Annotated in this window: 19 protein-coding genes and 1 pseudogene; 13 read left to right on the top strand and 7 right to left on the bottom strand. The window is 73.0% G+C overall.

Going from position 1 to position 25512, the window contains the following annotated elements; all coding sequences use genetic code 11:
* Positions 1-2 precede the first annotated feature (2 nt).
* Genes ACWCV9_RS27310 through ACWCV9_RS27320 form a run of 3 tightly spaced genes read left to right on the top strand, consistent with a single transcriptional unit; the run spans position 3 to position 8460 of the window.
* Positions 3-6728: an amino acid adenylation domain-containing protein gene (locus ACWCV9_RS27310; RefSeq protein WP_450790418.1), complete on the top strand. Its 6726-nt coding sequence runs from the start codon at positions 3-5 to the stop codon at positions 6726-6728.
* Positions 6725-8026, top strand: a complete 1302-nt coding sequence (locus ACWCV9_RS27315) for an MFS transporter (RefSeq protein WP_450790420.1) — start codon at positions 6725-6727, stop codon at positions 8024-8026. The genes ACWCV9_RS27310 and ACWCV9_RS27315 overlap by 4 nt, the downstream gene beginning before the upstream one ends.
* Positions 8023-8460: a TIGR03618 family F420-dependent PPOX class oxidoreductase gene (locus tag ACWCV9_RS27320; protein ID WP_450790422.1), complete on the top strand. Its 438-nt coding sequence runs from the start codon at positions 8023-8025 to the stop codon at positions 8458-8460. Before ACWCV9_RS27315 ends, ACWCV9_RS27320 begins: the two co-directional genes overlap by 4 nt.
* A gap of 10 nt (positions 8461-8470) precedes the next feature.
* On the opposite strand, the gene ACWCV9_RS27325 is transcribed toward ACWCV9_RS27320, so the two are convergent.
* On the bottom strand, positions 8471-8854 hold the full coding sequence (locus ACWCV9_RS27325; protein WP_450790423.1) for a nuclear transport factor 2 family protein: 384 nt from the start codon (positions 8852-8854) through the stop codon (positions 8471-8473).
* Between the two features lie 311 nt (positions 8855-9165).
* On the opposite strand from ACWCV9_RS27325, the gene ACWCV9_RS27330 reads away from it, so the two are divergent.
* The 4 genes from ACWCV9_RS27330 to ACWCV9_RS27345 all read left to right on the top strand — a co-directional run bounded on the left by ACWCV9_RS27330 (position 9166) and on the right by ACWCV9_RS27345 (position 13529).
* Positions 9166-9573 carry a hypothetical protein gene (locus ACWCV9_RS27330; protein WP_450790425.1) on the top strand — a complete coding sequence of 136 codons (408 nt, stop codon included), beginning with the start codon at positions 9166-9168 and terminating at the stop codon, positions 9571-9573.
* Positions 9574-9651: 78 nt separating this feature from the next.
* The gene (locus tag ACWCV9_RS27335) at positions 9652-11994 is read left to right on the top strand and encodes an FHA domain-containing protein (RefSeq protein WP_450790427.1); all 2343 of its coding nucleotides are present in this window, start codon (positions 9652-9654) and stop codon (positions 11992-11994) included.
* A gap of 6 nt (positions 11995-12000) precedes the next feature.
* Entirely contained in the window at positions 12001-12543 is a 543-nt protein-coding gene (locus tag ACWCV9_RS27340) for a hypothetical protein (protein WP_450790429.1), read from the top strand.
* Positions 12543-13529 carry a serine/threonine-protein kinase gene (locus ACWCV9_RS27345; RefSeq protein WP_450790430.1) on the top strand — a complete coding sequence of 329 codons (987 nt, stop codon included), beginning with the start codon at positions 12543-12545 and terminating at the stop codon, positions 13527-13529. The genes ACWCV9_RS27340 and ACWCV9_RS27345 overlap by 1 nt, the downstream gene beginning before the upstream one ends.
* A 31-nt stretch (positions 13530-13560) precedes the next feature.
* On the opposite strand, the gene ACWCV9_RS27350 is transcribed toward ACWCV9_RS27345, so the two are convergent.
* Entirely contained in the window at positions 13561-14838 is a 1278-nt protein-coding gene (locus ACWCV9_RS27350; RefSeq protein ID WP_450790432.1) for a streptophobe family protein, read from the bottom strand.
* 177 nt (positions 14839-15015) lie between these two features.
* Here ACWCV9_RS27350 and ACWCV9_RS27355 point away from each other — a divergent pair.
* A pseudogene (locus tag ACWCV9_RS27355) lies at positions 15016-16233 on the top strand (DUF6777 domain-containing protein); the annotation flags it as partial.
* A 434-nt stretch (positions 16234-16667) separates the two neighbouring features.
* Positions 16668-17120: an ATP-binding protein gene (locus ACWCV9_RS27360; protein ID WP_450790433.1), complete on the top strand. Its 453-nt coding sequence runs from the start codon at positions 16668-16670 to the stop codon at positions 17118-17120.
* A 105-nt stretch (positions 17121-17225) separates the two neighbouring features.
* On the opposite strand, the gene ACWCV9_RS27365 is transcribed toward ACWCV9_RS27360, so the two are convergent.
* Positions 17226-18113: an RNA polymerase sigma factor SigF gene (locus tag ACWCV9_RS27365; RefSeq protein WP_450790435.1), complete on the bottom strand. Its 888-nt coding sequence runs from the start codon at positions 18111-18113 to the stop codon at positions 17226-17228.
* A gap of 204 nt (positions 18114-18317) precedes the next feature.
* On the opposite strand from ACWCV9_RS27365, the gene ACWCV9_RS27370 reads away from it, so the two are divergent.
* Positions 18318-18701, top strand: coding sequence for a helix-turn-helix domain-containing protein (locus tag ACWCV9_RS27370; RefSeq protein WP_450790436.1), 384 nt, complete (start codon positions 18318-18320; stop codon positions 18699-18701).
* A 106-nt stretch (positions 18702-18807) separates the two neighbouring features.
* A complete protein-coding gene (locus tag ACWCV9_RS27375) occupies positions 18808-19290 on the top strand; it encodes a VOC family protein (protein ID WP_450790438.1) in 483 nt (160 codons plus the stop codon).
* A gap of 33 nt (positions 19291-19323) precedes the next feature.
* Here the strand turns inward: ACWCV9_RS27375 and ACWCV9_RS27380 are convergent, their stop codons facing one another.
* Genes ACWCV9_RS27380 through ACWCV9_RS27390 form a run of 3 tightly spaced genes read right to left on the bottom strand, consistent with a single transcriptional unit; the run spans position 19324 to position 22777 of the window.
* Positions 19324-20202, bottom strand: coding sequence for a geranyl diphosphate 2-C-methyltransferase (locus ACWCV9_RS27380; RefSeq protein ID WP_450790440.1), 879 nt, complete (start codon positions 20200-20202; stop codon positions 19324-19326).
* A 42-nt stretch (positions 20203-20244) separates the two neighbouring features.
* Positions 20245-21294 carry a family 2 encapsulin nanocompartment cargo protein terpene cyclase gene (locus tag ACWCV9_RS27385; RefSeq protein WP_450790442.1) on the bottom strand — a complete coding sequence of 350 codons (1050 nt, stop codon included), beginning with the start codon at positions 21292-21294 and terminating at the stop codon, positions 20245-20247.
* 40 nt (positions 21295-21334) lie between these two features.
* Positions 21335-22777 (bottom strand): family 2B encapsulin nanocompartment shell protein, encoded by a 1443-nt coding sequence (locus tag ACWCV9_RS27390; RefSeq protein WP_450790443.1) that lies wholly within the window; start codon positions 22775-22777, stop codon positions 21335-21337.
* A gap of 361 nt (positions 22778-23138) precedes the next feature.
* Between ACWCV9_RS27390 and ACWCV9_RS27395 the strand changes: the two genes are divergently transcribed.
* Both ACWCV9_RS27395 and ACWCV9_RS27400 read left to right on the top strand, forming a co-directional pair.
* Positions 23139-23933, top strand: a complete 795-nt coding sequence (locus ACWCV9_RS27395) for a VOC family protein (RefSeq protein ID WP_450790445.1) — start codon at positions 23139-23141, stop codon at positions 23931-23933.
* A gap of 34 nt (positions 23934-23967) precedes the next feature.
* Positions 23968-24663 carry a ribonuclease H family protein gene (locus ACWCV9_RS27400; protein WP_450790447.1) on the top strand — a complete coding sequence of 232 codons (696 nt, stop codon included), beginning with the start codon at positions 23968-23970 and terminating at the stop codon, positions 24661-24663.
* Positions 24664-24679: 16 nt separating this feature from the next.
* Here ACWCV9_RS27400 and melC2 read toward each other — a convergent pair whose 3' ends face one another.
* Entirely contained in the window at positions 24680-25501 is an 822-nt protein-coding gene (gene melC2 / locus ACWCV9_RS27405; protein ID WP_450790449.1) for a tyrosinase MelC2, read from the bottom strand.
* Positions 25502-25512 lie beyond the last annotated feature (11 nt).

Here is a 25512-nt window from a genome sequence, read left to right on the forward strand (position 1 = left end):
CAGTGGAACACCCGGCCTCCAGCGCCCAGCAGCGCATGTACTTCCTGGAGCAGCTGGCCGCAGGGTCGCCCCGCTATCACGTGCCGATGTGCCACGCGATCCGGGGCAGCCTCGACACCGCAGCCCTGGCCGCGGGCGCCCACCGCCTGCTCGCCGCCCACGAGGCGCTGCGCACCCGGTTCGCGCTCCACGAGGGCCGGCTGACCCAGATCGTGGACCCCGAGGGACGGCTGGACTTCGACTGCCTGGAGCCGGCCGGGGCGGCACACGCCCGGCTGCCGGAGGAGGACGTCCAGCGGTGGCTGGAGGCCGAGCGCGACCGCCCGTTCGACCTGCACACCGGCCCGCTGGTCCGGTTCCGGCTGCTGCGCCGGGGCCCGGACGAGTGGCTTCTGCTGCTGTGCATGCACCACATCGTCACCGACGGCTGGTCGGTCGACGTGCTCCTTGACGAGCTGTTCACCGACCGGGGCCGGCCCGCCGCGCAGTACCGCGACTTCACCGCCCGGCAGCAGAAGTGGCTGACCGGCCCCGAGGCCGATGAGCAACGGCATTACTGGAAGCGCCGGTTGGGCGGTGAGCTGCCGGTGATGGGGTTCCCGCCGCTGTTCGGTGCTCCCGGGCCCGACGGCAGCCACGGCTTCCGGCTGCCGGGCCGTCTCGTCCCCCGGCTGCGCGCGTTCGCCGCCGAGCACGACAGCACGCCGTTCACCATCCTGCTGACCGCCTACAGCGTACTGCTCGGCCGCTACACCGGCCTGGACGACATCGTCGTCGGCACCCCCGTCGCAGGACGCCACCACGCCGAGTTCGACCGCACGGTCGGGCTGCTGGCCAACACGGTCGCCATCCGAACCGACGTGGGGGGACCATCCGGCTTCCGCGCGCTCTCCCGGACCGTGCGCGACACCGTGTTCGACGCCCTGGACCACCAGGACCTGCCCTTCGACGAGGTGGTCAACGCCGTCGGCGCCGCCCGCGGCACCGATCACTCCCCGCTCTTCCGCGCGGCCTTCCATCTGCACGAAGGCCGGCCGGCGCACAGTCCCCTGCCCGGCATCGTCCTGGAACCGGTGGACTTCCCCTGGGTGCACGCCAAGTTCGCGCTCACCCTGGACATCCGCGACGACGGCCGGGACCTGCACTGCGCGCTGGAGTACCGCGGCGACACCCTCGACGCCCGGCTGGTGGCGCAGTTCGCCGAGGACTACCGCCGGCTGCTCACCGCCGTACTGGACGACCCCGACCGGCCCCTTGCCGGCCTCCCGGTCGCAGCCCCGCCGCCGGGCCCCGCCCCCCGCGCCTTCGAGGTGACCTCCTGCTGCCACGAGACGTTCGCCACGCGGGCGGCGGAGCGGCCGGACGCGGTGGCCGTCTGCTGCGCCGGGCAGCGCCTCACCTACGGCGAACTCGACGGATGCGCCAACCGGCTGGCCCACCGGCTGCGGGACCTCGGCGTCGGCCCCGGCGTCCTGGTCGGCCTGAGCGCGCCACGCTCCATCGAGCTGGTCGTCGGCCTGCTCGGCATCCTCAAGGCGGGCGGCGCCTACGTACCGCTGGATCCGGCCGACCCCCCGGCCCGGACCCGCCTCCTGCTCGACGACACCCGGCCGCACCTCGTGGTCGCCGTCGACCCCGTCCCCGGCTACACCGGCCCCCTGGTGCGGCCGACCGACCCGGCCCTCGCCCGGTACCCGGCCACCGCGCCCGACAGCGGGGTACGGCCGGACGACCCGGCCTATGTCATCCACACCTCCGGATCCACCGGCCGGCCCAAGGGCACCCTGGTGCCGCACCGCGCCGTCGCCCGGCTCTTCGCCGCCACCGACGCCTGGTTCGGCTTCGGCGCCGACGACGTGTGGACGCTCTTCCACTCCTACGCCTTCGACTTCTCGGTCTGGGAACTGTGGGGCGCCCTGCTGCACGGCGGCCGGCTGGTCGTCGTACCCTTCGACACCAGCCGAAGCCCGGCCGGCCTCCACGACCTGCTGTGCCGGGAACGGGTCACCGTGCTCAACCAGACCCCGTCGGCGTTCACCCAGCTGATCCACGCGGACCGGGAGGCGACCGGACAGCTGTCCCTGCGCCATGTCGTCCTGGGCGGGGAGGCGCTCAACCCCGCGGTGCTGCGGGACTGGTACACCCGGCACGCCGAGGACGCGCCGCGGCTGGTGAACATGTACGGCATCACCGAGACCACCGTGCACGCCACCTACCGCCCGCTGACCGCGGCGGACGCCGAGCGCGAGGGCGCCGGCAGCCCCATCGGCGTGCCCCTGCCCGACCTGCGCACGCACATCCTGGACCGGCACGGCCGGCCGGTGCCCCCGGGCGTGGTCGGCGAACTGCACATCGCGGGCGCCGGCCTGGCCCTCGGCTACCTTCACCGGCCGGACCTGACCGCCGACCGGTTCCCGGAGCTGCCCGACGGCCGCCGGTACCGCACCGGGGACCTCGTCCGCGCGCTGCCCGACGGCAGCCTGGAGTACCACGGCCGGATCGACGACCAGGTGAAGATCCGGGGCTTCCGGGTCGAGCCGGGCGAGGTCACGGCCGCGCTGGCCGCCCTCGACGGCGTCTTCGACGCCCTGGTGACCCACCGGGACGGCCGGCTCGTCGGCTACGCCGTCACGGACCGCACCCCGGCATCGCTGCGTGAGCAGCTGGCGGCCCGGCTGCCCGGCCATCTGGTCCCGGCGCATCTGGTGACGCTGGACCGGCTGCCGCTCACCGCCAACGGCAAGGTCGACCGGCGGGCCCTGCCCGACCCACGGGAGTCCGCCGTCGAGGTCTTCACCGCCCCCGCCACCCCCACCGAGGCGGCGCTCGCGGAGATCTGGCAGCGGGTCCTGGACCGGCCCAGGATCGGCGTGGACGACAACTACTTCGCCCTCGGCGGCGACTCGATCCGCAGCATCCAGGTCGTCGCCGGCGGCAGAAGTCGCGGACTGCGCTTCGACGTCGCGGACCTGATGCAGCATCAGACCATTCGCTCCCTCGCCCGAGTCGTCACCGCGGCCGGGCCGGAGCCCGGCGCCGAGACCGCCGGGCCGGAGCCGTTCGCGCTGCTCGACGCGGCGGACCGGGAGCGGATCGGCCCCGGCGTCACCGACGCCTACCCGATGACCCGCTTGCAGTGCGGCATGGTGGTCCACTACGAGCGGTCGGGCTTCTACCACAACGTCAGCAGCTACCTCCTGCACACGGCGTTCGACGAACGGGCCTGGTACGACGCCGTGGCGGGACTGACCGAGGCCCATGAGCTGCTGCGCACCTCGTTCGCGCCGACCGGCTTCGGCCGCCCGGTCCAGCTGGTGCACGAACGCGTCCCCACCCCGCTGACCGTCGAGGACCTGCGCGGACGCCCGGACCAGGACGCCCTGGTCGCCGCCCGCTTCGCACACGAACGCACGACACGCTTCGACCTCGGGAAGCCGCCCCTGATCCGCTTCCACGTCCAGCGGCTGTCCGAGGACACCGTGCGGCTGTTCGTCACCGAGCACCACGCGGTCCTGGACGGCTGGAGCGAGCGCTCGCTGCTCACCGAACTCCTCAACCGCTACACCCGCACCGGACCGGTCCCGCCGCCCGCCGCCCGCTTCCGCGACTACGTCGCCCTTGAGGAGGCTGCCTGCGCGGACCCGGCACACCGGGACTTCTGGAGCCGACGACTGGACGGCACGACCCTCGCCCGGCTGCCCCGCTGGCGGCCTTCGTCCGGGCCCGCCGCGATGCGCCACCTCGAACTGCCGGTGAGCGAACGCCTGTCGACCGCCGTGACGGAACTCGCCGGCACCCTCGGCGTCCCGGTGCGCACCGTGCTGCTCGCCGCCCATCTGCGCGTGCTGGGCCTGCTCACGGCCACCGACGACGTGGTCAGCGGCGTGGTCCACCACGGCCGGACCGAGGAGCGCGACGGCGACCGGGTCATCGGCCTGTTCCTCAACACCCTCCCGTTGCGGGCCCGGCTCACCGCCGGCACCTGGACGGAACTGATCCGCCAGGTCGCCGCGGCCGACCTGGAGATCCACCGCCACCGCCACCACCCCCTCGCCGAAATCCTCCGTGGCACCGGACGCCCGGCCCTGTTCGAGGCCTTCTTCAACTTCACGCACTTCCACGTCGAACGGAACGCCCCGCACTCCCGGGTGGAGATCCTCGCCGAGGAACGGGCCGGAGAGGTGGAGTTCCCCTTCGGCGCCGAGTTCTCCGTCGACAGCGCCACCGGACGGCTGCACCTGGCCCTGCGCTACGACGCGGCACAGCTCACCGAGCGGCAGACCGCGCTGGCGCACGGCTACTACCTGGCCGCACTGGACGCGATGACCCGGCGGCCCGACGCCGACCACACCCGCTGCGTCCTGCTGTCCGGCGCCGAGCAGGAGCAGCAGCGGGCCTGGAACCGGACCGAGCGGCACTATCCGCAGCCGCATCTGATCCACCAGCTGGTCACCGGCCAGGCGCACCGCACCCCCGGGCTGACCGCCGTACGCTGCGCGGGCGAGGCCCTGACCTACCGCGAACTCGACCGGCGCGCCGACCGGCTGGCCAGGGCACTGCGCCACCGCGGGGTGGGCCCGGGGCAGTTCGTCGGGCTGCTGCTGAACCGCTCGCCGCGGCTGCCCGTCGCACTGCTCGCGGTCCTCAAGTGCGGAGCCGCCTATGTCCCGCTCGACCCCGCGGACCCGCCACGGCGGCGGGCGGCCCTGGCCGCGCGGGCGGACGTCCGGCTCCTGCTGACCGAGGAGGACGTGGCCGCACTGGAGGACGGGTCCGTCCCGGAGGACGCGGCGCCCGACGCCCCGGACACGCCCGAGGTCCCGGAGGCCGACCCGGACGCCCCCGCCTACCTCATCCACACCTCCGGCTCGACCGGCGAGCCCAAGGGTGTGGTGGTCACGCACCGCGCGGTGTGCAACAGGCTGCTGTGGATGCAGGCCGAAGACCCGCTGGCGCCCGGCGAGAAGGTGCTCCAGAAGACGCCGTACACCTTCGACATCTCCGTCTGGGAGCTGTTCTGGCCACTGGCCTGCGGTGGCACGCTGGTGCTCGCCGAACCCGGCGGACACCGCGACCCCGGCTACCTGGCCCGGCTGATCCAGGACGAGTCCATCACCACCGTGCACTTCGTCCCCTCCATGCTCCAGGCCTTCCTGGACGACCCTGCCTCCGCGCGCTGCACCAGCCTCACCCGGGTGATCAGCGGTGGCGAGGCGCTGCCGTACGAGGTGCAGGAACGGTTCATGGCGGCGCTGCCGGGCGCGGCGCTGCACAACCTCTACGGGCCGACCGAGACGACCATCGAGGTCACCGCCTGGGCCTGCGTCCCCGACGGGCGCGGGACGGTCCCCATCGGGCGCCCCATCGCCAACACCGAGACGTACATCCTCGACCGGTACGGCCTGCCCGTGCCCCTCGGCGTCCAGGGCGAGCTGTATGTGGCCGGCGTCCCGCTGGCGGTCGGCTACCACGGCCTGCCCGAGCTGACCGCCGAGCGGTTCCCGGTACACACCCTGCCGGACGGGACGGCGCGGCGCATGTACCGCACCGGCGATCTGGCACGGCAACTGCCGGACGGTGAGATCGAGTTCCTCGGCCGGGTGGACCACCAGGTGAAGATCCGGGGCTTCCGGGTGGAGCCGGGCGAGACGGAGGCCGTACTCGCCCGCCACCCGGCGGTGCGCGAGTGCGCGGTCGTCCCGCGCGCCGGGCGGCTGGTCGCCTACGTGGTGGGGGAGCCGGTCGGCGCGGCCGAACTGATCGGCTTCGCCCGGGACCGGCTCCCGGCCCACATGCTGCCGTCCGCGGTGGTGCGGCTGGAGCGGATGCCGCTGACCCGGCACGGCAAACTCGACCGGGCGGCCCTGCCAGAGCCCGCCCGGCACCGCGCCGCGGCGCCGGCGCCCCCCGTCACCGACACTCAGGCCCGCGTGGCCGCCGTCTGGGAACGGGCCCTCGGCACCGGCCCGGTCGGAGTGCACGAGGACTTCCACCTGGCCGGCGGTGACTCCCTGACGGCGCTGCGGCTGGTCGCGCTGCTGCACGAGGAGTTCGGTGCCCGGCTGCCGGTCGGCGAGGTGCTCGGCCATCCGACCGTGGCCGGGCAGGCGGCCCTGCTGGACCGGTCCGGCTCCGGCACGGCCCGGGAGCGGGCGCCGCTGTTCCTGGTGCACCCGGTGGCCGGCACCATCCTCTGCTACCGGGAGCTGGCCGCCGCGCTCGGCGCCGTGTACACCCTGGCCGCCACCGGGCCGACGACCGGGATCGAGACCATGGCCGCGGAGTATCTGGCGGAGATCCGGCGGGTGCAGCCACGGGGCCCCTACCGGCTGGGCGGCTGGTCGTTCGGCGGTGTCGTCGCCTTCGAGATCGCCTGCCGGCTGCGCGCCGAGGGCGAGACCGTGGCGCTGCTCGCCCTGCTGGACAGCGGCTTCCCGGGCGCCGAACCCCCGGACGAGGAGACGCTGCGCGCCTGGTACCTGCGCGACGCGCCCGGCGCGGACTTCGACGTCTTCCGGGCCAACGTCCTCGCGCTCGGCCGCTACCGGCCGCCGGTGTACGACGGCCGGGTCCTCTTCCACCGTGGCACCGACGCCACCGATGTGCGGCCCTGGCGGGAGCGCGTGCGCGGCACTTTCGACCTGCGCGAGGTGGCCGCCGACCACGACGGGATCGTCCGCCATCCGCAGGTGATCGCCGACCTGCGGGCGGAGGCGGGCCGACCATGACACGGCTGCGGTACAACGCCGGCTTCCGCGCCCTCTGGCTGGCGCAGACCGTCGCGCAGTTCGGCGCGAACATCACCGTGGTCGCGCTGCCTCTGGCGGCCCTGGCCCTGCACAGCGGCCCGGTGGGGGTGGGGCTGCTCAGCATGGCCGGCACCCTGCCCTATCTGGTGGTCAGCCCGTTCGCCGGGGTGTGGCTGGACCGCCGCGCCAAGCGTCCGCTGCTGATCCTCGCCGACCTGGCGCGCGGCGGTCTGCTGCTGGTGATCCCGCTGTGCTACCTGTCTGGTGTGCTCTCGGTGCCTCTGCTGATCGCCGTGGCCCTGCTGACGGGAGCCTGCGCGGTGGTCTCCGACATCGGCTACGCCGCGTTCCTGCCGGCCCTGGTGCGCCCCGAAGAACTGGTCCGGGGCAACAGCAGGATCGAATTGAGCACCTCGGGATCGCTGGTCCTCGGCAACTCGCTCGGCGGCATGGCCGTCCAGCTGTGCACCGCGCCCCTGGCGATCCTGGCCGGCACGGCGACCTGTCTGCTGTCGGCCCTGTTCACCTGGCGGCTGCCGCCGGAGCCACCCGCCGCCCGCGCACCGAAGGAGCGGGGCGCGGTGTGGCGGGAGGTGCGCGGCGGAGCGGCGTTCGTCCTCGGCAGCCCGCCGCTGCGCGCTCTGACCGGCGCCTCGGGCACCTTCAACCTCTTCCTGTTCCTCAGCGAACCCGCCTTCCTCGTCCATGTCACCCGCACCGTGGGGCTCACCCCGTTCCAGGTCGGCCTGGTCTTCTCCGCCTCCGGGGCGGGAGCCTGCGCCGGGGCCCTGGCCGCGGCCCGCGTCGCCGACCGGCTCGGCGTGCCCACGGCGCTGACCGGTTCGCTCGCCGTCGCGGGGGCGGCGTCGGCGGTCGTGCCGGCGGCGACCCTGGCCCCGCACGCCCTGGCACCCGGCCTGATCGCGGCCGCGCACTTCGTGATGAGCGCCCTGGTCATCGTCTTCAACATCACCCAGCGCAGCCTGCGTACCTCGCTCACCCCGCGGTCCCTGCACGGCCGGATGAACGCCTCGATCCGCACGATCGTGATGGGTGCGGCACCGGTCGGCGGTCTCCTCGGGGGCTGGCTGACCGCCACGGCCGGCTCCCGGACCGCACTGGCCGTCGGCGCCCTCGGCATGGCGGCGGCCTGCGCCTGGCTGCGCCCCTTCCGCCGCGGCGGGTACGGCCTTGCGGGCACTGGTGACGCATCGTCAATGCACCTCTGTGACACAGTGGTTGTGCCAGACAGTGATCAAGAGGAGGAGCGGGCATGACGGTTCGGCTGGAGGAGCGGGTGCGGGCGCGGCTGGTGGGACCCAACTTCTGGTACGTCGCCACGGTGACACCGGACGGCGCTCCGCATGTCACACCGATGTGGGTCGGCCTGGAGGACGGGCTGATCGTCCTCAACACCTCGGTCGGCCGGATCAAGGAGGAGAACCTCCGCCACGACGCCCGCGTCCACCTCTCGCACGCCGACCCCGACAACCCCTACGACCGGGTGCAGATTTCCGGCCGCGCGGTGCGGCTGGTGACCGGCGAGGCGGCCGAACGCGGGATGGACCGGCTGACCCACAAGTACCTGGGCCTGGACCGCTACCCCTGGCTGATCGAGGGCGAGCAGCGCGTGCACGTCCTGGTCGAGCCGGAACGGGTACGCCACATCGTCGGCGTCGAGCCGTTCCGGCCCGGGGTCATCCCCTCCTGACCGGGGGGTGTCAGGCGCCGGCCGGCACCCGGTCCAGGAACCCCAGCACCTGCCGGATCCGGCCCTCCTCGTCCAGCGTGACCACGTCGAACCCGGCCACCGGCGCAGACTGGTCGGCCTCGTTCACCAGCTCCCAGCCGAAGCGCGCGGTGTCGTGGTGCCCGTCCACCGCGCCCAGCGGGCGGAAGACGAACCCCGGGAACTGCTCGTGGACCGCCGTGATCACGGCCGCGATGCCCTCGTGGCCGCGGACGTCGGCGAGCGGGTCGGTGTAACCGCCGTCCGGGGTCCACGCGGCGGCGACCGCCTTCCTCAGGGCCTCGGGCTCGGTGGCGTTCCACGCCTCGAAGTAGCGGGCGGCGGCGGTCGCGTAGCGATCGGTGTTCACGGACATGGTGAATCAGCCTCCATCGAGGTCGTCTCTCCTGGTCGGGGCCCGGATCCGGGCTTCGCCGATCCGGTGTGACCACCATGCCCGGCACCTCGGCGGCCGGTCGATTACCTCCGGGGTCATGCCCCGGCGGCTCGTGCGACCAGCCTCGTTCCGGCCACAACGGACGGCGAATATGCCGACAGACTGGCCAAAAAGTCATGGTGACAGTGTGTCGGAAGTGGCGATACTCGAACGTCAGGGACACATCACCCCACAGGAGCCGCACGAAGAGCGAGGCCCGCCCGGTAAGCGAGGCGACGGGGGAGTGAGACGTGCACGACGAGTTCCTGTGCCATGTCACGGCGTACGGCATGTGCGACGGCAGGCGCATCGGCGTACCGCTCGGCACCTATCGCGCGCCGACGCTCGCCCTGGCCCTGTGGTGGCTGCGGGACCGGGCGTCCTGGATCGCGGAGCGGCTCGACCCGAGCCCGGGGGACCCCGCCATCCCGGCCGGGGCGCTGGTGCCGGTCGCGGACACGGTCGCCGACGTCCCCGCCCTGCTGCGCGCCTGGTGCGCCGACGACGCCCGGCAGGAGCGGACCGCCGACGAGCTGGCGGCCGGGCGGCTGGTGCGGATCGCCGCCAGCGACGACACCACCGAGTACGAACTGCTCGCCGAGTCCGTGGACGCGCTCCGGATGCAACGCGTCGGCCCCGCGCTGGTCGAGCTCGCGTGACACGTGTCCATGTCCATCCCGCTCGGACGGACCGGTACAAGCAGGCGCACATCTGAGCGGATCGGTAGAATTCTGGCCATGGCGGAGCGGTCGGTCGCCCCGGCTGTGCCCGAACTCGTCCTGGAGACCGACACCGGGTCCACGGTGATGAGTCCGGGCCACGACTACCACGTCGGACGCGACCCGTTGAGCGACATCGTCCTCGACGATGCCCGGGTCTCGTGGCACCACGCCGTGCTGCGCTGCGACCACGACCACTGGACCCTGGCCGACACCGGGAGCACCAACGGCACCTACGCCCACGGCCACCGGGTCCGCGAATGGGAGCTCGCACCCGGCAGCGAGATCCGCTTCGGCAACCCCGTCGACGGCCCCCGCGCCCTGCTCCTGCCCGCCCCCGAACCCGCTCCCGGCCGCCCCTCGGCGGTATCCCTGCCCGAGCGGACCGGCACCTTCCGCCGGCCCAGCAGCGTCCGCCCGCTGCCCGCCCTGACCGCCGTCCGCATCGGCCGCGCCCCCGGCAACGACGTCGTCGTGGACGACCTCACCGTCTCCCGCCACCACGCCGAACTGCGCGCCCACCCCGACGGCGGCCACGAGATCATCGACCTCGGCAGCCACAACGGCACCTACCTCAACGGCCGCCCCGTCACCCGGGCCCGGGTCGCCCCCGGCGACATCATCGGCATCGGCCACTCCGCCTTCTGCCCGGCCGGCGACCAGCTCCAGGAGTACGTCGACACCGGCCAGGTCTCCCTCGACGTCCAGGACCTCACCGTCACCGTCGGCAAGGACCGCACGGTCCTGCTGGACCACGTGTCCTTCCCGGTGGGGGAGAAGTGCCTGCTCGCGGTGGTCGGCCCCAGCGGCGCCGGCAAGTCCACCCTGCTCAACGCCCTGACCGGCCAGCGCCCCGCCGACCGCGGCACCGTCCTGTACGACGGCCGCGACCTCTACCGCGACTACGCCGAGCTGCGCCGGCGCATCGGCCTCGTCCCGCAGGACGACATCCTGCACCCGCAGCTCACCGTGCGCGCCGCCCTCACCTACGCCGCCGAGCTGCGCTTCCCCGAGGACACCGACCCGGCCGAGCGGCGCGCCCGGGTCGACGAGGTCATCCGCGAACTGGGCCTGGAGCAGCGCGCCGGCCAGCCCGTGCACAGCCTCTCCGGCGGCCAGCGCAAGCGCGTCAGCGTCGCCCTGGAACTGCTGACCAAGCCCTCGCTGCTCTTCCTGGACGAGCCGACCTCCGGCCTGGACCCCGGCATGGACCGCTCCGTGATGCACATGCTGCGCGGGCTTGCCGACGACGGCCGTACCGTCGTCGTGGTCACGCACAGCGTCCTCAGCCTCGGCGTCTGCGACCGCCTCCTCGTCCTCGCCCCCGGCGGCACGGTGGCCTACTACGGCCCGCCCGGCGACGCCCTCGCCTTCTTCGGCTGCGAGCAGTGGCCCGAGGCCTTCGAGGCCTTCGACCGCGACGCGGACCGCGACTGGGCCCGGCAGTACCGCGAGTCGCCGTTCCACCGGCACTACGTCACCGGATCCACCGGCCGGCCCCACCACCCCGGACCGGCCCCGGTCAGCCCCGCGCCCCCGCCCCGCCCGCGCTCCGCCCGGGCCCAGCTCGGCACCCTGATCCGCCGCTACACCGCCGTCCTGAGCGCCGACCGCACCTTCCTGCTCGTCATGGTCGCCCTGCCCTTCGTGATGGGCGCCATGGCCCGCGCCCTGGCGAGCGGCCGGCTCGCCCGGGACACCGCGATGAACGCGCTGCTCATCCTCTGCGTCGGCGCCGTACTGACCGGCGCCGCCAACGCGGTGCGCGAACTGGTCAAGGAACGCGCCCTCTACCGGCGAGAACGCGCCGTCGGCCTGCCCAGATCCAGCTATCTGCTCTCCAAGGTGGTGGTGCTCGGCACGGTCACGGTCGCCCAGGCCGTCGTCCTCACCCTGGTCGGCCTCCTCGGCGTCGACCTGAACGCCCCCGGCGGCCGCGGCGTCCTGCTGCCGCCGCTCGCCGAACTCACCCTCGCCGTCGCCCTGCTGGCTTTCACCGCGATGATGCTCGGGCTGCTGGTCTCCGCGCTGGTGCGCAAGGAGGAGGTGACGATGCCGCTGCTGGTGCTGCTCGCCATCGTCCAGGTGGTCTTCTGCGGCGCCCTGCTGAGACTGCACGGCGTCCCCGGCCTCGACCAGCTCTCCTGGCTGGTGCCCGCCCGCTGGGCGCTCGGCGCCATGGCCGGCACCGTCGGACTCTCCCGGATCATGCCCGACCGGCTGACCGCCGACCCGCTGTTCCGGCACGCGCCGGGCGTCTGGCTGCTCGACCTGGCCATGCTGCTCGTGCTGTCCGCCGTCTACGGACTGGTGGTGGCCCGGCTGCTGCGCCGGCAGGAGCCGGCCGTGATGCGGAGGTAGGCGGCGATGACGACCCCCGGATTCCGGCCCACGCACGTCGTCCCGGCGCGCGGCCTGCCCGCCTGGGAGGCCCCCGACCCGGCCCGCCCCACCATGCCCCTCGACCCGCTGCTCCCCGTCCAGCTGGTGGAGTGGCGCGGCGACTGGGGACACATCCGCTGCGCCAACGGCTGGGCCGCCTGGGTCGACGGCCGCCGGCTGGTCGCCGTACCGGAGGACCCGCCCGCCGCCGACGGCACCGCGGGCACCGCCGACCCCCGCCCCCTGCTGGACCGCGCCGCCGAGGCCCTGGCCGGCTACCGGGCGGCCGTCGCGGAGCTGGCCGCCGGCACCCTGGACGGCGAGGCCTTCGAGGAGCGCACCCGCGGACTGCGGCTCGGCATCGTGCTCGACGGCACGTCCATGTGGCTCTACGACGCCGAGGAGGGCCGCTGGGAGTACGCCGACGGACGGCGCCTCACCACCTACGCCACCGACCGTTCCGTCACCGGGGAGGACGCCACCGGGCACACCCCGACCCGGCTCGTCGCCTCCGAGGGTGAACCCTGATGGCCGGCCGGACCAGCCTGTTCTCCGGCCGTCCCTCGGAGCTGATCGGCCGGCAGGTGGCGGGCTACCTGATCGAGAGCGAGATCGGGCGCGGCGGCATGGCCGTCGTCTACCGCGCCCGCGACCTGCGCCTGGAGCGCACGGTCGCGCTCAAACTCCTCGCCCCCGAACTCGCCCGCAACGACACCTTCCGGCAGCGTTTCACCCACGAGTCCCGCGTCGCCGCCGCGATCGACCACCCGCACATCGTGCCGGTCTTCGAGGCCGGCGAGACCGACGGCGTGCTCTACATCGCCATGCGGTACGTCTCCGGCAGCGACCTGCGGCATCTGCTCGACCTGCGCGGGCCCCTGCCGCTGCCGGACACGGTGCGGATGGCCGCGCAGGTCGCCTCCGCCCTCGACGCCGCCCATGAGCACGGACTGGTCCACCGGGACGTCAAACCCGGCAACATCCTGGTCGCCGAGGGCACCGACAGCGACCACCCCGAGCACGTCTACCTCACGGACTTCGGGCTCACCAAGAAGTCGCTGTCGCTGACCGGCTTCACCAGCGTCGGCCAGTTCGTCGGCACCCTCGACTACGTGGCCCCCGAGCAGATCTCCGGCCGCCCGGTCGACGGCCGCTGCGACGTCTACGGCCTGGCCTGCGTCGTCCACGAGATGCTCACCGGCCACCCGCCCTTCGAGCGGGAGGACGACATGGCGCTGCTGTGGGCCCACCAGTACGACGAGCCGCCCCCGCCCAGCGGGATTCGCCCCGGCCTCCCCGGCACCGTCGACCCCGTCTTCGCCACGGCCCTCGCCAAGAGCCCGGACGCCCGCTACGACACCTGCCTGGCCTTCATCGCGGCCCTCCGCGCGACCCTGGCCCCCGCGCCCGCCGACGACCATCCCGCGACCGAGGTGGACCGCACGGTCACCGTGCCGCCCCGGCCGCCGCGCTGGGCCGCACCGGTGTTCCGCGCCCGGGACACGGCGGCCTAGAGATGCTGCCCGGACAAGGCGGACAGGAGACCTAGTCGGCCGGCGGCGGGGTGCTCGTCCCTCGCCCGCGGCGCACCAGCCGGGCCGGCAGCGCGCCCAGGAAGCCGGTCACCAGACCCCACAGCGCGCCCAGCCCCACCGCCTGCCACAGCTGCGGCTCCAGGAACACCTCGCCGGACAGACTGCCGCCCAGGTCGCCGATGCCCAGCAGGGACAGCCCGTAGTGCGCCGAGATCCGCCCCGTCAGACAGATCATCAGCACCGTCAGTGCCAGCGCCACGGCCAGCTGCACCGCATGCCGCCACGGCGGGACGGCCGGGGAGCGGACCGCCGCCCGGAAGGCCACGGCGAGCAGCAGCACCGCGTCCACGGCCACCAGCCACCACCACCGGCCGTCGTGGGCGGTGAGCGAGCGCAGATTGAGCGCCGAGACGTCGGGCGTGCGCAGAATCGCGTCCAGTACATGCGGCATCGGCAGCCCGAACGGGCCGTCCACCCGGCCGTTCCAGGTCGCCCCGAGCCCCACCGTCAGGGCCAGCCAGGACAGATTGGGCAGGCCGAGCAGGATCAGCGCGAGGATCGCGCGGAGCCGTCCGTGGACGGCCGCCGTGACCAGCGAGGCGACGAGAACCACGCCGACGGCGGCGAGCAGCAGGACCACCATCGCGTGGGCCGGCGGGCGCACCGACTCCTGGAGCCGCAGCAGCCGGCCCGGCAGCGGGGCCCCGCACGCGACGAGCAGCGCCAGCAGCAGCACCCCCGCCAGCCAGAGCAGCCCGAACAGCACCGTCAGCGGCACGTCCGTGGTGAACCCGACCGTCGGCGCGGCGCCGAACAGGCCCGCGAGGTCGCTGAGGGTGCCGCTGCCCAGATCGACCGCGAAGGTCTGCCGGGCGGCGAAGGCCAGCCCGATCAGCGCCGCCAGCCACGGCACCGCGATCCGGGCGGCCCAGCCGGCCAGCTCCGCGGCCGAGGCGACCGCCCGGTGCCGCAGGGGGCGCAGAAAGCCCGCGCCGACCACCAGGGCACCGGCGAGCGTCACCGACAGCGGCATCACGCTCAGCCCGGCCCGGCTCTCGGCGAGCGCCCCGGCGTTGCCCGAGAGGTCCACGCTGCCGCCGACCGCGGCCACCACCGTCGCGGCCACCACCCGCGGGAACGCGCCGTCCGGCAGATCCGCCGCGCCGGCCGCCCACAGCCCCAGCGCCGCCACCAGTACCATGACGGCCAGTCCGGTCAGCACCACGGCCACGCCCTGCACCCAGCCATGAGGGGCGACGGGCCGCGCGGAGACGGTCGGAGGGCTCACGCCAGTCACGCTAGACAGACCCGCGGCCCCGCGCCCGCCGGGTGGGCCGTCCGCGTCGGCTTGCGAGCCGGACGGCTCTGCGGCACACAATGGGAGCAACGTGCAGCTATTAGCACTAATCCGAACGTGACTGAGAAAAGCCGCGCATCGGGACGATCGCGACGGGAAGAAGTGCTCGTGAGCGTCGAACCTCCGTCCTCCGGCCGCCCCACCGGGCCGCCCTCCGGCCCGCTGTCGGGCTCTTCCCGGCCGCCCGCCGGACCGCCGCCCGCCGGACCGCCGAGCGGCGCCACCGGTCCGCACGGACCGCGCCGGCCGTGGTGGAAGTCCGTCCCGCGCGTCGCGGCGCTCACCGCCGCCCTCGTCGCCGCCGTCGTTCTCGGTCTGGTCCTCACCCGGCCGGGGGGCGGCGGTTCCTCCGCCAAGGGCGGCGAGGTCTTCCTCCAGCCCGCCGGCAGCACCGGCCAGGACCCCTTCACCACGTCGACCGCGAAGCAGAGCTCCGCACCGCCTGCACCCTCCGCACCCGCCTCCGCCGCGCCGTCCGGCGCGGCCAACGCGGTCCAGGGAGTGGAGGGCGGCGCGCCGGGCCTGTACGGCGGCACCGAGAAGGTCGCCTCCTGCGATGTGGAGGCCCAGATCAAGGCTCTTCGGGCCGACCCCGCCAAGACCCGCGCGTTCGCCTCCGTGGCCGGGGTCCAGCCGTCCGGCGTCCCCGCCTTCCTGCGCTCGCTCACCCCGGTCCAGCTGCGCGTCGACACCCGCGTCACCAACCACGGCTACCACGACGGCGCCGCGACCAGCTACCAGTCCGTCCTCCAGGCGGGCACCGCCGTACTGGTGGACGCGCACGGCGTGCCCCGGGTGCGCTGCGCCTGCGGCAACCCGCTGACCTCGCCGGTCCCGGAGCGCACCGCCCCGCACTTCGTGGGGCAGCGCTGGCCGACGTACCGGCCCTCGAACGTGGTGGTCGTGACCCCCGCACCGGTCGTCGTCAACGTCTTCGTGCTGTACGACTCCCACCACCACGACTGGATCCACCGGCACCGCGCCGACCAGCACTGCCGGCACGACCAGCACGCCAAACCGCCGGTGATCCCGCACCCGTGGATCCCGAGGGTGCCGTGTCCGCCCTCGCCGGGTGCGACCGGGGCGCCGGGCGTCCCGTCGACGCCGTGCGTCCCGAGGCCCTCGTCGGGCAAGCCCCGCCCGTCGGGTTCCTCTCCCTGGTCGTCCTCCTCGTCCCCGTCCTCCTCGTCGTCGTCTTCCTCTTCCTCTTCCTCGTCCTCCTCGTCGTCCTCGTCGTCCTCGTCGTCCTCCTCGTCGAAGAAGCCCCAGGAGCTGACGTCGCCGTCGTCCTCCTCGTCGTCCTCTTCGCCGTCCCCCTCGTCGTCGAAGCCGAAGTCGCACGAGGGGCTGACGTCGCCGTCGGAGTCGTCGTCCTCGGAGTCGTCCTCCTCCGGCCCGGCCGCACCCTCGTCCGGTTCGCCGTCGAAGGAGTCCCCGTCGAAGGAGTCCTCCAGCTCCGGCTCGGGCTCCGCGCCCGCGCCCTCGTCCAGTGCGGAGACCTCGTCGGGCGCACCGGCCTCGCAGAGCGGGCCGGAGTCGCAGAGCGCACCGGGGTCGGAGCAGGCCCCCGCCTCGCCCGGTGGCGAGGCACCCGGCGAGTCGCAGGGCGGCTCGGCACCGGTCGGCTGAGCGGTCCGGCGGTGTGAGCCAGCGCATTGTGCGCGGTGGGCGAACGCCTCAGGGGACTGCCGGGCCGGGCTCGGGGTACAAGGACTGCTGCAATGGCGATCGGCCGTACCGGGAGTTCCGAGAGAGACAGCATGACCAAGGACCTGGGCGGGACAGTGATACCGACTGGTTTCGACGTACCCGTGGAGCCGCTGCGGCGAGCGGCGCATTACACCGGTGAACCCGGTTGCATCGCCGAGGCCCGGGCCTTCGCCGCCCGGTTTCTGGAGCAGCTGCGCACCGAATGGTGTGCCCAGGTCGGCTCACAGGCCGACGGCGAGCTGCTCCTGGTCGTGAGCGAGCTGGTGACCAACGCCGACCGGCACAGCAACGGCCCGTACATCCTGGAGCTGGAAGGCACCGACCACGCCGTCACGGTGTACGTGTACGACAGCAGCAGCACCCTGCCCCGCCTCTACCCCAAGGACCCCCGGCGCGTCGGGCGGCACGGTCTGGAGATCGTGCACGCGCTCGCCTCCGAGGTCACCGTGGAGCGGGTCCCCGTGGGCAAGCGCGTGCGCGCCCGCTTCGAGCTGAGGCGCTGAGCGCCCGGCCGCCGACCTTGCCGGGCGCAGGCACGGCCCGCGCCCCTTAGGCCATCTGGCCCGTCAGGCACGGCGGGCCCCTCAGGGCCAGGGCCCGCCGGCCCGTCAGGCGCAGCCGAGTTCGCCGAGCATGCCCTCGCGCAGCCGCATGATGATCCGCTTGATCAGCCGCGACACATGCATCTGGGAGCAGCCCAGCCGTTCGCCGATCTCCGCCTGGGTGGCCTCCTCGACGAACCGCAGATGGATGATCTGCCGGTCCCGTTCGCTCAGCTCGGCCATCAGCGGCGCCAGGGCGTGGAAGTCCTCGACGAGCCGCAGCCCCTCCTCCTCGACGCCGATGAAGTCGGCGAGCACGGCCTCGCCGCCCTCGGGTCCGTCACCGGTGAGCGCGGCGTCCAGGGAGGCGGAGTGGTAGCCGTTGGAGGCGAGCTGGGCCTCGACGACCTCCTTCTCGGTGAGGTTCATCAGCGTGGCCAGCTCGGTGACCGTGGGGTCCCGGTCCAGCCGGCTGGACAGCTCCTCGCGGGCCTTGGCCAGCTCCACCCGCAGCTCCTGGAGCCGGCGCGGTACGTGCACCGCCCAGGTGGTGTCCCGGAAGAACCGCTTGATCTCGCCGACGATGTACGGCAGCGCGAACGAGGTGAACTCGACCTCGCGGGCCAGCTCGAACCGGTCGATGGCCTTGATCAGACCGATCATGCCGGTCTGGACGATGTCCTCCATGTCGTCGCCCCGGCCCCGGAACCGCCCGGCGGCGAACCGCACCAGCGACATGTTCATCTCGATGAGGGTGTTGCGCGCGTACTGGTACTCCGCCGTCCCCTCCTCCAGCTCGGTCAGACGGCGGAAGAACTGGCGGGACAGCTCGCGGGCGTCACGCGGGGCCACGGACGCGGGGTCGGCGATACCAGGCAGTGACCCCGCACCCGTCCCGTCCCGCTCGGTCTCCTCGACGACCTCTGCTGCCGGCCGGATCGCGGCGGTGTTCATTACCTCTCCCACAAAAGTCACGTTTCCCACGAAAGTCATGGTTCGGCGTCTGTCTCCCATACCCGTGACCCGGCGATTCATGCCGGTCCGCGGGCTCTCTCACAGGGCGGGTACCCGCTGTCACGGTCCGCATGCGGGCGGATTTCCCTCACGGCGGAATCCGTACGCCTGCACCGCTCCCGGCCCGGCTCCTAGGCTGACCGGGTGAGCAACCAGACGAGCACCTCAGCCCGAGTGGTCCCCCTGCGTCCGGCCGCCCGCCCGAAGGAGCCGGCGCCCGCGCCCCGCGAGCCCCTGTGGCGTGATCTTGTCGGCGAGGTGCTGCGCCGCGAGCGGCTGGCGCAGCAGCGCACGCTCAAGGAGGTGGCCGACGCCGCCCGGATCTCGCTGCCCTATCTGTCCGAGGTGGAGCGCGGCCGCAAGGAGGCCTCGTCCGAGGTCCTCGCCGCCGCCGCGCACGCCCTCGGCCTGGGCCTCGGCGACCTGCTGTCGCTCACGCACGGCGAGCTGACCCGGCGCATGACGCCGGCCCGCCGTGCCGCGAGGGCCCCGCAGCGGTCGTACCAGGGACTCTGCCTGGCCGCCTGACCGGCCCGCCGGGTCACCCGGACGGACTGCGGGCGGCCCGGCCGATGAGTTTCCCGGCGAGTACCGGTCGACACTGGTGACCGTACGACGACATCCGGGAGCGCTCATGACCACCGACGGTTTCACCACATGTCTCTGGTTCGACGGCCAGGCGGAGGAAGCCGCGCACTACTACGTGTCGGTCTTCAAGAACTCCCGCATCGAACGGGTGGGCCGCCACACGGAGGCCGGCCCCGGCCCGGCCGGCTCCGTGCTCGCCGTGGAGTTCACCGCCAACGGCCAGAAGTTCGTGGCCCTCAACGGCGGCCCGCAGTTCACGTTCAACGAGTCGATCTCGTTCCAGATCCACTGCTCCGACCAGCAGGAGATCGACCACTACTGGAACAGGCTCACCGAGAACGGCGGCGAGGGCGGCCCGTGCGGCTGGCTCAAGGACCGCTACGGCGTCTCCTGGCAGGTCGTCTACGGCCGTCTGATCGACCTCATCAGCGACCCGGACCAGGAGAAGGCCGCCCGCACCATGCGCGCCATGATGGCCATGGGGAAGCTCGACGTGGCCGCCCTGGAGCGGGCGTACGCGGGCGAGTAGGACGGGGAGCCGCACCCGGGGTGCGGCTCCGGCTCAGACCCGGTCGGCCGCGATCAGCAGGTACTGGAAGCTGCCGTTGCGATAGGCGTCGAGGAAGGTGTCCTCGATGCCCGTGACCAGATGGTCGGCCTGCTTGCGCAGCTCCCAGTAGGGGATGGCGGCCGCGGTCAGATCCTCCACGTGGACCGGCACCAGACGGTTGCGGGCCAGCGCCCGGAAGTACGCCGAGCGCGGGTGGATGTCGCAGATGTAGTGGGCGTTGATCAGGGACACCTCGCGGGAGGCCTGTCCGTAGGTGTCGTTGTAGCAGCCGGTGATCACCACATACCGGCCGCCCCGGCGCAGCAGCCGCGCATGCTCGGCGAAGAGCAGGTCCAGCTCGACGTACATGGTCGACTCGTTGTTCCAGGAGGCCGCGTACGCGCCCGTCGGCAGGCCGGTGTCGAGCATGTTGCGGTGGTGGTAGCGCACCTTGTCGTCGATGCCGCGCGCCCGCGCCTGGTCATGGGCGAACCCGGCCTGCTTGGCGGAGATCGTCACGCCGTCGGCATGACAGCCGTACCGCAGATGCGCCACGACACTGCCGCCGCCCCGGCCGCAGCCGGCGTCGAAGACCCGGTCGGCGGGGGAGAGCGGTCCGAGATGGGAGGCGAGCAGCTCGGCCTGCGCGTGTTCCAGGCGGTGCAGCTCGGCGGTGATGCGCCGGCGGCGCCGGTCGGGATCGGGCTCGTCGAGCACCGACAGATCGGCCTCGCCGATGCCGTAGTGATGGTGGTACAGGTCGTCGATCTTGCCGAGTTCCAGGTTGACCGGGTTCTCCTCGGCGTTCCAGTACTCCGCGACCCGACTCTGGTAGGTGGACTGGGCGGGGACCGGAACCGGCGTGGTCCGGGCGGCGGGGACGGTGGTCAAGGGTGACTCCTTCTCGCACATGTGACGGCGTTCCGGCGGCGGTTACCAGTAGTCGGGCAGGTGGTAGCGGTGGGTGTTGGTCGCGTGCCACTCGTGGTTGCCCGCCACCCAGGCCGCGAGGCCCTGGACATAGCGCTCCACGAGCGGTGAGGTCGCGGACAGCAGGGCCGACTCCTCCTCGAAGGCCGACATGATCCGGTTGTGGATCTCGACCGACCTCAGATAGGCGGCCTTCAGCCCGCACCGCTCGGCGGCGGCGACGACCTGCGGCAGGTTGAGATGCGTCGGGTCGCTCGCGAGTTCCTTGGTGAAGGAGTACAGGTCGTTGACGATCGTCGTCGCGTTGCAGGCCAGGGCGGTGATCCGCTGGATCTCGGGGCGGGCGTAGACCTGCTCGGGCAGCTCGTAGCCGTCCACGGCGTCGACGATCGACAGGCACGGACGGAAGTTGTTGAACTGCCGCATCACCAGGTACTCCCAGACGCGCGGCGCGTACCGGGTCTCCGCCCAGGCGGCCTCGGCCAGATAGCCCAGGTGCAGCCGGGCGATGTCGTGCACGAACCGGTCCGTCTGGCTGGGCGTGGCGAACACCGCGAAGTCCCGCAGGGCGAAGTGGTACGAGCGCAGCGGACCGTCCGCCCGCACCCCACGGCGCCACTCCTCCTCCAGCTCGGGGATGCCGTGAAACGGGTCGAGCGCCGCCTGGGCCATGATCAGCCGGGCCCCGAGCCCCCGGTGCGACCCCCCGCGGTCCTCGTCCTCCTCGCAGTAGCAGTTGTCCACGATGTTCTCGGCGAGCAGCAGCTTGCCCGCCACGGTGAGGCGCTCGAGGTCGGCGGCGCCCGGATGCTGGAGCACCACCGCCCGGCCGAACTGGAAGCCGCTGAAGTCGCCCTGCCAGGCCGCCGGGAACAGGTCCTCCGCGCGGGCCCAGGCCTCCAGCCGCCGGTCGATCTCGCGCACCTTCTCCGGGTCGGCGGGGACCGCGGGCCGGTACAGCAGCCCGGGGATCGCGCCCCCGCGCCGGGAGCGCAGGCTGCGGGCGAGGTTGGGCGGCCCCGGCAGTGCGGAGGCGGTGCGGGAAGTGCTCATACGGTGCTCCGTGCCGTCACGCGGGAACTGGTCGGAATCGTCACTCGGGCACCCTGCCGATCTGGACGTTCTCCAGGATCCCGGCCGCGTCGGGCACGAGGATGGCCAGCGAGTAGTACGCCGTCACCAGGTAGTTGATGATCGCGGCCGTGTCGATGCCCATGAACCGCACGTTCAGCCCCGGCTGGTACTCCTCAGGGATGCCCGTCTGGTACAGGCCGATCACGCCCTGGTCGGCCTCGCCGGTGCGCAGCGCGATGATGCTGCTGGTGTGGTCGTCACTGACCGGGATCTTGCTGCACGGGAAGATCGGCACACCGCGCCAGGCCGGCACCTCGTGCCCGTCGACGCTCGCCGTGCCGGGCACCAGCCCGCGCCGGTTGCACTGCCGGAAGAACGCCGCGATCGCCTTGGGATGGGCGAGGAACACCTTGGTCTTGCGCCGCATGGACAGCAGCTCGTCCATGTCGTCCGGGGTCGGTGGCCCGGTGAAGGTGCTGATCCGCTGCCCGTAGTCGACGTTGTGCAGCAGCCCGAACTCCCGGTTGTTGACCAGCTCCCACTCCTGGCGCTCGCGGATCTCCTCGACCGTCAGCCGCAGCTGCTGCGCGGTCTGGTCCATCGGGTCGTTGTAGAGGTCGGCGACCCGGGTGTGCACCCGCAGCACGGTCTGCGTGAGGGACAACTCGTACTCGCGCGGGGCGAGTTCGTAGTCCACGAAGCCGCCGGGCAGGGACTGCTCGCCGACATGGCCGGCCTGCACCGGCACCTCGGCCTCGCCCTTGCGGTTCATGGGCCGGCGCTGCTGCTCGACATAGGCCCGCAGATGCTCGGCCAGCGACGGCACCCGCTCGATGAACTCCTGGACGACGCCCCAGGGCAGGGCGAGCACCACGCCCGCCGTCTCGGCCCGCACCGAGCCGAGCCACAGCGGGTCGGGCTGGCCGACCGCCTCGTCGCCCATCTGGTCGCCGTCGGTGACGACCCCGGTGATCTCCTCGTCGCCGTACTTGCCGGTGGTGTAGCGGGTGAACCGGCCGTGCACGACCAGGTAGGCCTCCGTGACCGGCTGCCCGGCCTCGAAGAGCACCTGCCCGGCGCGCACCTGGCGGGGCTGGAACCGGCCGGCCAGCTCCCGCAGCACGTCGGTGTCGGGATAGCCGCGAAGTATCGGCAGTTCGGTCAGCGTCTCCGGGATGACCCGGATGTCGTCGGCGCCGTTCTGCTCGAAGTGCACCCGGCCGCGACCGGTGCGCAGTTGCAGCCGCCGGTTGACACGGTAGGTGCCGCCCCTGACGTCCACCCAGGGCAGGCTCTTCAACAGCCACCGGGAGGTGATGGCCTGCATCTGCGGTGCGGACTTGGTGGTCGTGGCGAGCTGGCGTGCCGCATGGGTGCTCAGACTCGTGGCCCGCTCGGCGCCGGGCGGGCCGGGGACGGGTTCGTCGACGGTGGATCCGACGGCGCTGTCCGGTGTGGACACATTCCCTCCAGCAGTGAAGGAAGAGGCGTGACGGGATCGGTCGGTGGGATGGCGGTGTGCGCTCCGGGACCAGCCAAACAGGCCCGGTGATCGCCTGGTACGGCGCGAAAGGGGCGGTTACGGTTCCGGACAGCGCAGAACCACCGAGGGCGGCCCCCGCCCCCGTCGGACCGGCGCCGTGCGCCCCTGGGCCCGGGTTTCGGGCCGCGTCAGGGCCCCCGGCCGCCCCCTCGCGCACCCGTTCGCCGAGCGCCCCGACCGAGGGATGACTAGCGTGAAGACCGGGATGAAACGCCCCAGGGGGGACGATCCGCGCCGTGGGCGGGTCTTCCGCCCGGGACCGACCAGGAGGGCCGGGAGCATGGCCGTACCACCCGAAGGAACGCCCTGCTGGGCGGATGCGATGTTCAGCGACGTCGAGGGAGCCAAGCGGTTCTACGGCGACGTCCTCGGCTGGACCTTCGGCGAGTCCTCGTCGGAGTACGGCAACTACACACAGGCCTACGCCGACGGCAAGGCGGTCGCCGCGGTCGTCCCGCCCATGCCCGGCCAGGAGGGCCAGTCGGCGTGGTGCCTGTACTTCGCCTCGCCGGACGCGGCCGCCACCGCCGCGAAGATCCGGGACAACGGCGGCGAGGTGCTGATGGAGCCGATGAAGGTCGGTGAGTTCGGCACCATGTGCCTGGCCCGGGAGCCCAGCGGAGCCGTCTTCGGCGTGTGGCAGGCGGGCACCCACGAGGGCTTCGAGGCGACCGGGACGCCGGGGGCCTACTGCTGGGCGGAGGTCTTCACCAGGGAACCCGAGAAGACCGACGGCTTCCTCGCCGGCGTCTTCCGCTACCGGATGAAGGACATGCGCGACGAGACGGTCGACTTCCGTCTCTTCGACGTCGGCGAGGACACCGTCCTCGGCCGGATGCGGATGACCGACGACTTCCCGCCCGAGGTGCCGTCGTACATCAACGTCTACTTCACCGTGGCCGACTGCGACGCGGCCGTGGCGCGCGCCCGCGAGCTGGGCGGCATCCTCCGCTTCGGCCCGATGAGCAGCCCGTTCGGCCGGTTCGCCGCGCTCACCGACCCGCAGGGCGCGAACTTCTCGGTGATCGACATCACCACCACCGAGGGCGAGCGGCCCGAGGTCGTGGAGGTCTGACCGGGCCCGGACCGGCGGGCGGCGCGGTCATGGCATGATCGGGCGTATGCGTGAACGTGTGGTGGCCGCGTGCGACGGGGCTTCGAAGGGAAACCCGGGACCGGCCGGATGGGCGTGGGTGGTCGCGGACGCCGACGAGCGGACCCCCGCCCGCTGGGAGTCCGGCCCGCTCGGCCGGGCCACCAACAACGTCGCCGAGCTGACCGCCCTGGAGCGGCTGCTCGCCGCCGTCGACCCGGACGTGCCGCTGGAGATCCGGATGGACTCCCAGTACGCGATGAAGGCCGTCACCACCTGGCTGCCCGGCTGGAAGCGCAACGGCTGGAAGACGTCCGCCGGCAAGCCGGTCGCCAACCAGGACCTGGTGGTCCGCATCGACACCCTGCTCGACGGCCGCTCGGTCGAGTTCCGCTATGTCCCGGCCCACCAGGTCGACGGCGACCCGCTGAACGACTTCGCCGACCGTGCGGCCAGCCAGGCCGCCTCCGTGCAGGAGGCGGCCGGCAGCGCGCTCGGCTCGGCGGCGCCGCCGCCCTCGCCCGATACCCCGAAGGCGTCCGCCCCGCGGGCGAAGGCGCCCCGGCGCACCGGCGGCGCGGCCTCCTCGCGCACCATCAAGGCGAAGTTCCCCGGCCGCTGTCCGTGCGGCCGCTCCTACGCGGCGGGCGAGAAGATCGCCAAGAACGCGCAGGGCTGGGGTCACCCGGAGTGCCGTACCGCGCAGGCCTGACGAGCCCGGGGACCGGTCAGCGGTCGAAGGTGTAGAACTTCGTGTGGTCCAGCAGGTCCGCCGGGCGCACGTCGTTCCACGGCTTCATGGTGTCGTCCAGGTCCACCACGTCCGGCGTGCCGCCCGTGGGCACATAGCCCGCGTCCGGGTGCCGCCGCTGCCACTCGGCCCACAGCTTGTCGATGAAGGCGTGGTGCAGCCAGAACACCGGGTCGTTGGGGGAGACCCCGGTGGCCATCTGCCCGCCGACCCAGACATGCACCCGGTTGTGCAGATTGACCCCGCGCCAGCCCTCGAGATGGTTGCGGAAGCCGTCCGAGGCGCTGTTGTACGGCGCCATGTCGTACGTCGCCATCGACAGCACCGACTCCACCTCGGCGGGCGTCGGCAGTTCGCGCACGGCCGTGCCGAGCGAGCGGCGCAGGAACGTACGGCCGTCGACGCGTATGTTCATCGGCCAGTTCCCGGAGGCCGCGGCGAACGGGCCGTCCATCACCCTGCCGTCCGTGCTGCGCCCGGTGCCGCCCAGGAAGTCCGGCGCCCACAGCGAGGCACGCACCGTGCGGTCGGTGCTCCAGTCCCAGTACGGCAGCGCCACCGAGGAGTCCACCGACTGAAGGGCCTGCTCGAAGTCGAGCAGGAATCTGCGGTGCCAGGGCAGGAAGGAGGGGGAGCGGTGGCCGGTGCGCTCCCCGGAGTCGGTGTCCGACATGATGAAGGCGTTGTGCGTGCGGACGAACTCGTCGTAGCGTCCGCTGCGCTTGAGCTCGAGGACGGCGGCGACGAACCGGCGCTTCTCGTCGGCGGTCAGGGCGGCCTGGTTCTTGCGTACGGTCATGGTGCGTGGTG

It is taken from the genome of Streptomyces sp. NPDC001606 (assembly GCF_053596835.1).

Bases quoted from the DNA above. Each gene is read 5' to 3' on its own strand.
- ACWCV9_RS27315 (WP_450790420.1), top strand. From the start codon at position 6,725: ATGACACGGCTGCGGTACAACGCCGGCTTCCGCGCCCTCTGGCTGGCG.
- ACWCV9_RS27320 (WP_450790422.1), top strand. From the start codon at position 8,023: ATGACGGTTCGGCTGGAGGAGCGGGTGCGGGCGCGGCTGGTGGGACCC.
- ACWCV9_RS27325 (WP_450790423.1), bottom strand. From the start codon at position 8,854: ATGTCCGTGAACACCGATCGCTACGCGACCGCCGCCGCCCGCTACTTC.
- ACWCV9_RS27335 (WP_450790427.1), top strand. From the start codon at position 9,652: ATGGCGGAGCGGTCGGTCGCCCCGGCTGTGCCCGAACTCGTCCTGGAG.
- ACWCV9_RS27340 (WP_450790429.1), top strand. From the start codon at position 12,001: ATGACGACCCCCGGATTCCGGCCCACGCACGTCGTCCCGGCGCGCGGC.
- ACWCV9_RS27345 (WP_450790430.1), top strand. From the start codon at position 12,543: ATGGCCGGCCGGACCAGCCTGTTCTCCGGCCGTCCCTCGGAGCTGATC.
- ACWCV9_RS27360 (WP_450790433.1), top strand. From the start codon at position 16,668: ATGACCAAGGACCTGGGCGGGACAGTGATACCGACTGGTTTCGACGTA.
- ACWCV9_RS27365 (WP_450790435.1), bottom strand. From the start codon at position 18,113: ATGAACACCGCCGCGATCCGGCCGGCAGCAGAGGTCGTCGAGGAGACC.
- ACWCV9_RS27375 (WP_450790438.1), top strand. From the start codon at position 18,808: ATGACCACCGACGGTTTCACCACATGTCTCTGGTTCGACGGCCAGGCG.
- ACWCV9_RS27385 (WP_450790442.1), bottom strand. From the start codon at position 21,294: ATGAGCACTTCCCGCACCGCCTCCGCACTGCCGGGGCCGCCCAACCTC.
- ACWCV9_RS27395 (WP_450790445.1), top strand. From the start codon at position 23,139: ATGGCCGTACCACCCGAAGGAACGCCCTGCTGGGCGGATGCGATGTTC.
- ACWCV9_RS27400 (WP_450790447.1), top strand. From the start codon at position 23,968: ATGATCGGGCGTATGCGTGAACGTGTGGTGGCCGCGTGCGACGGGGCT.
- melC2 (WP_450790449.1), bottom strand. From the start codon at position 25,501: ATGACCGTACGCAAGAACCAGGCCGCCCTGACCGCCGACGAGAAGCGC.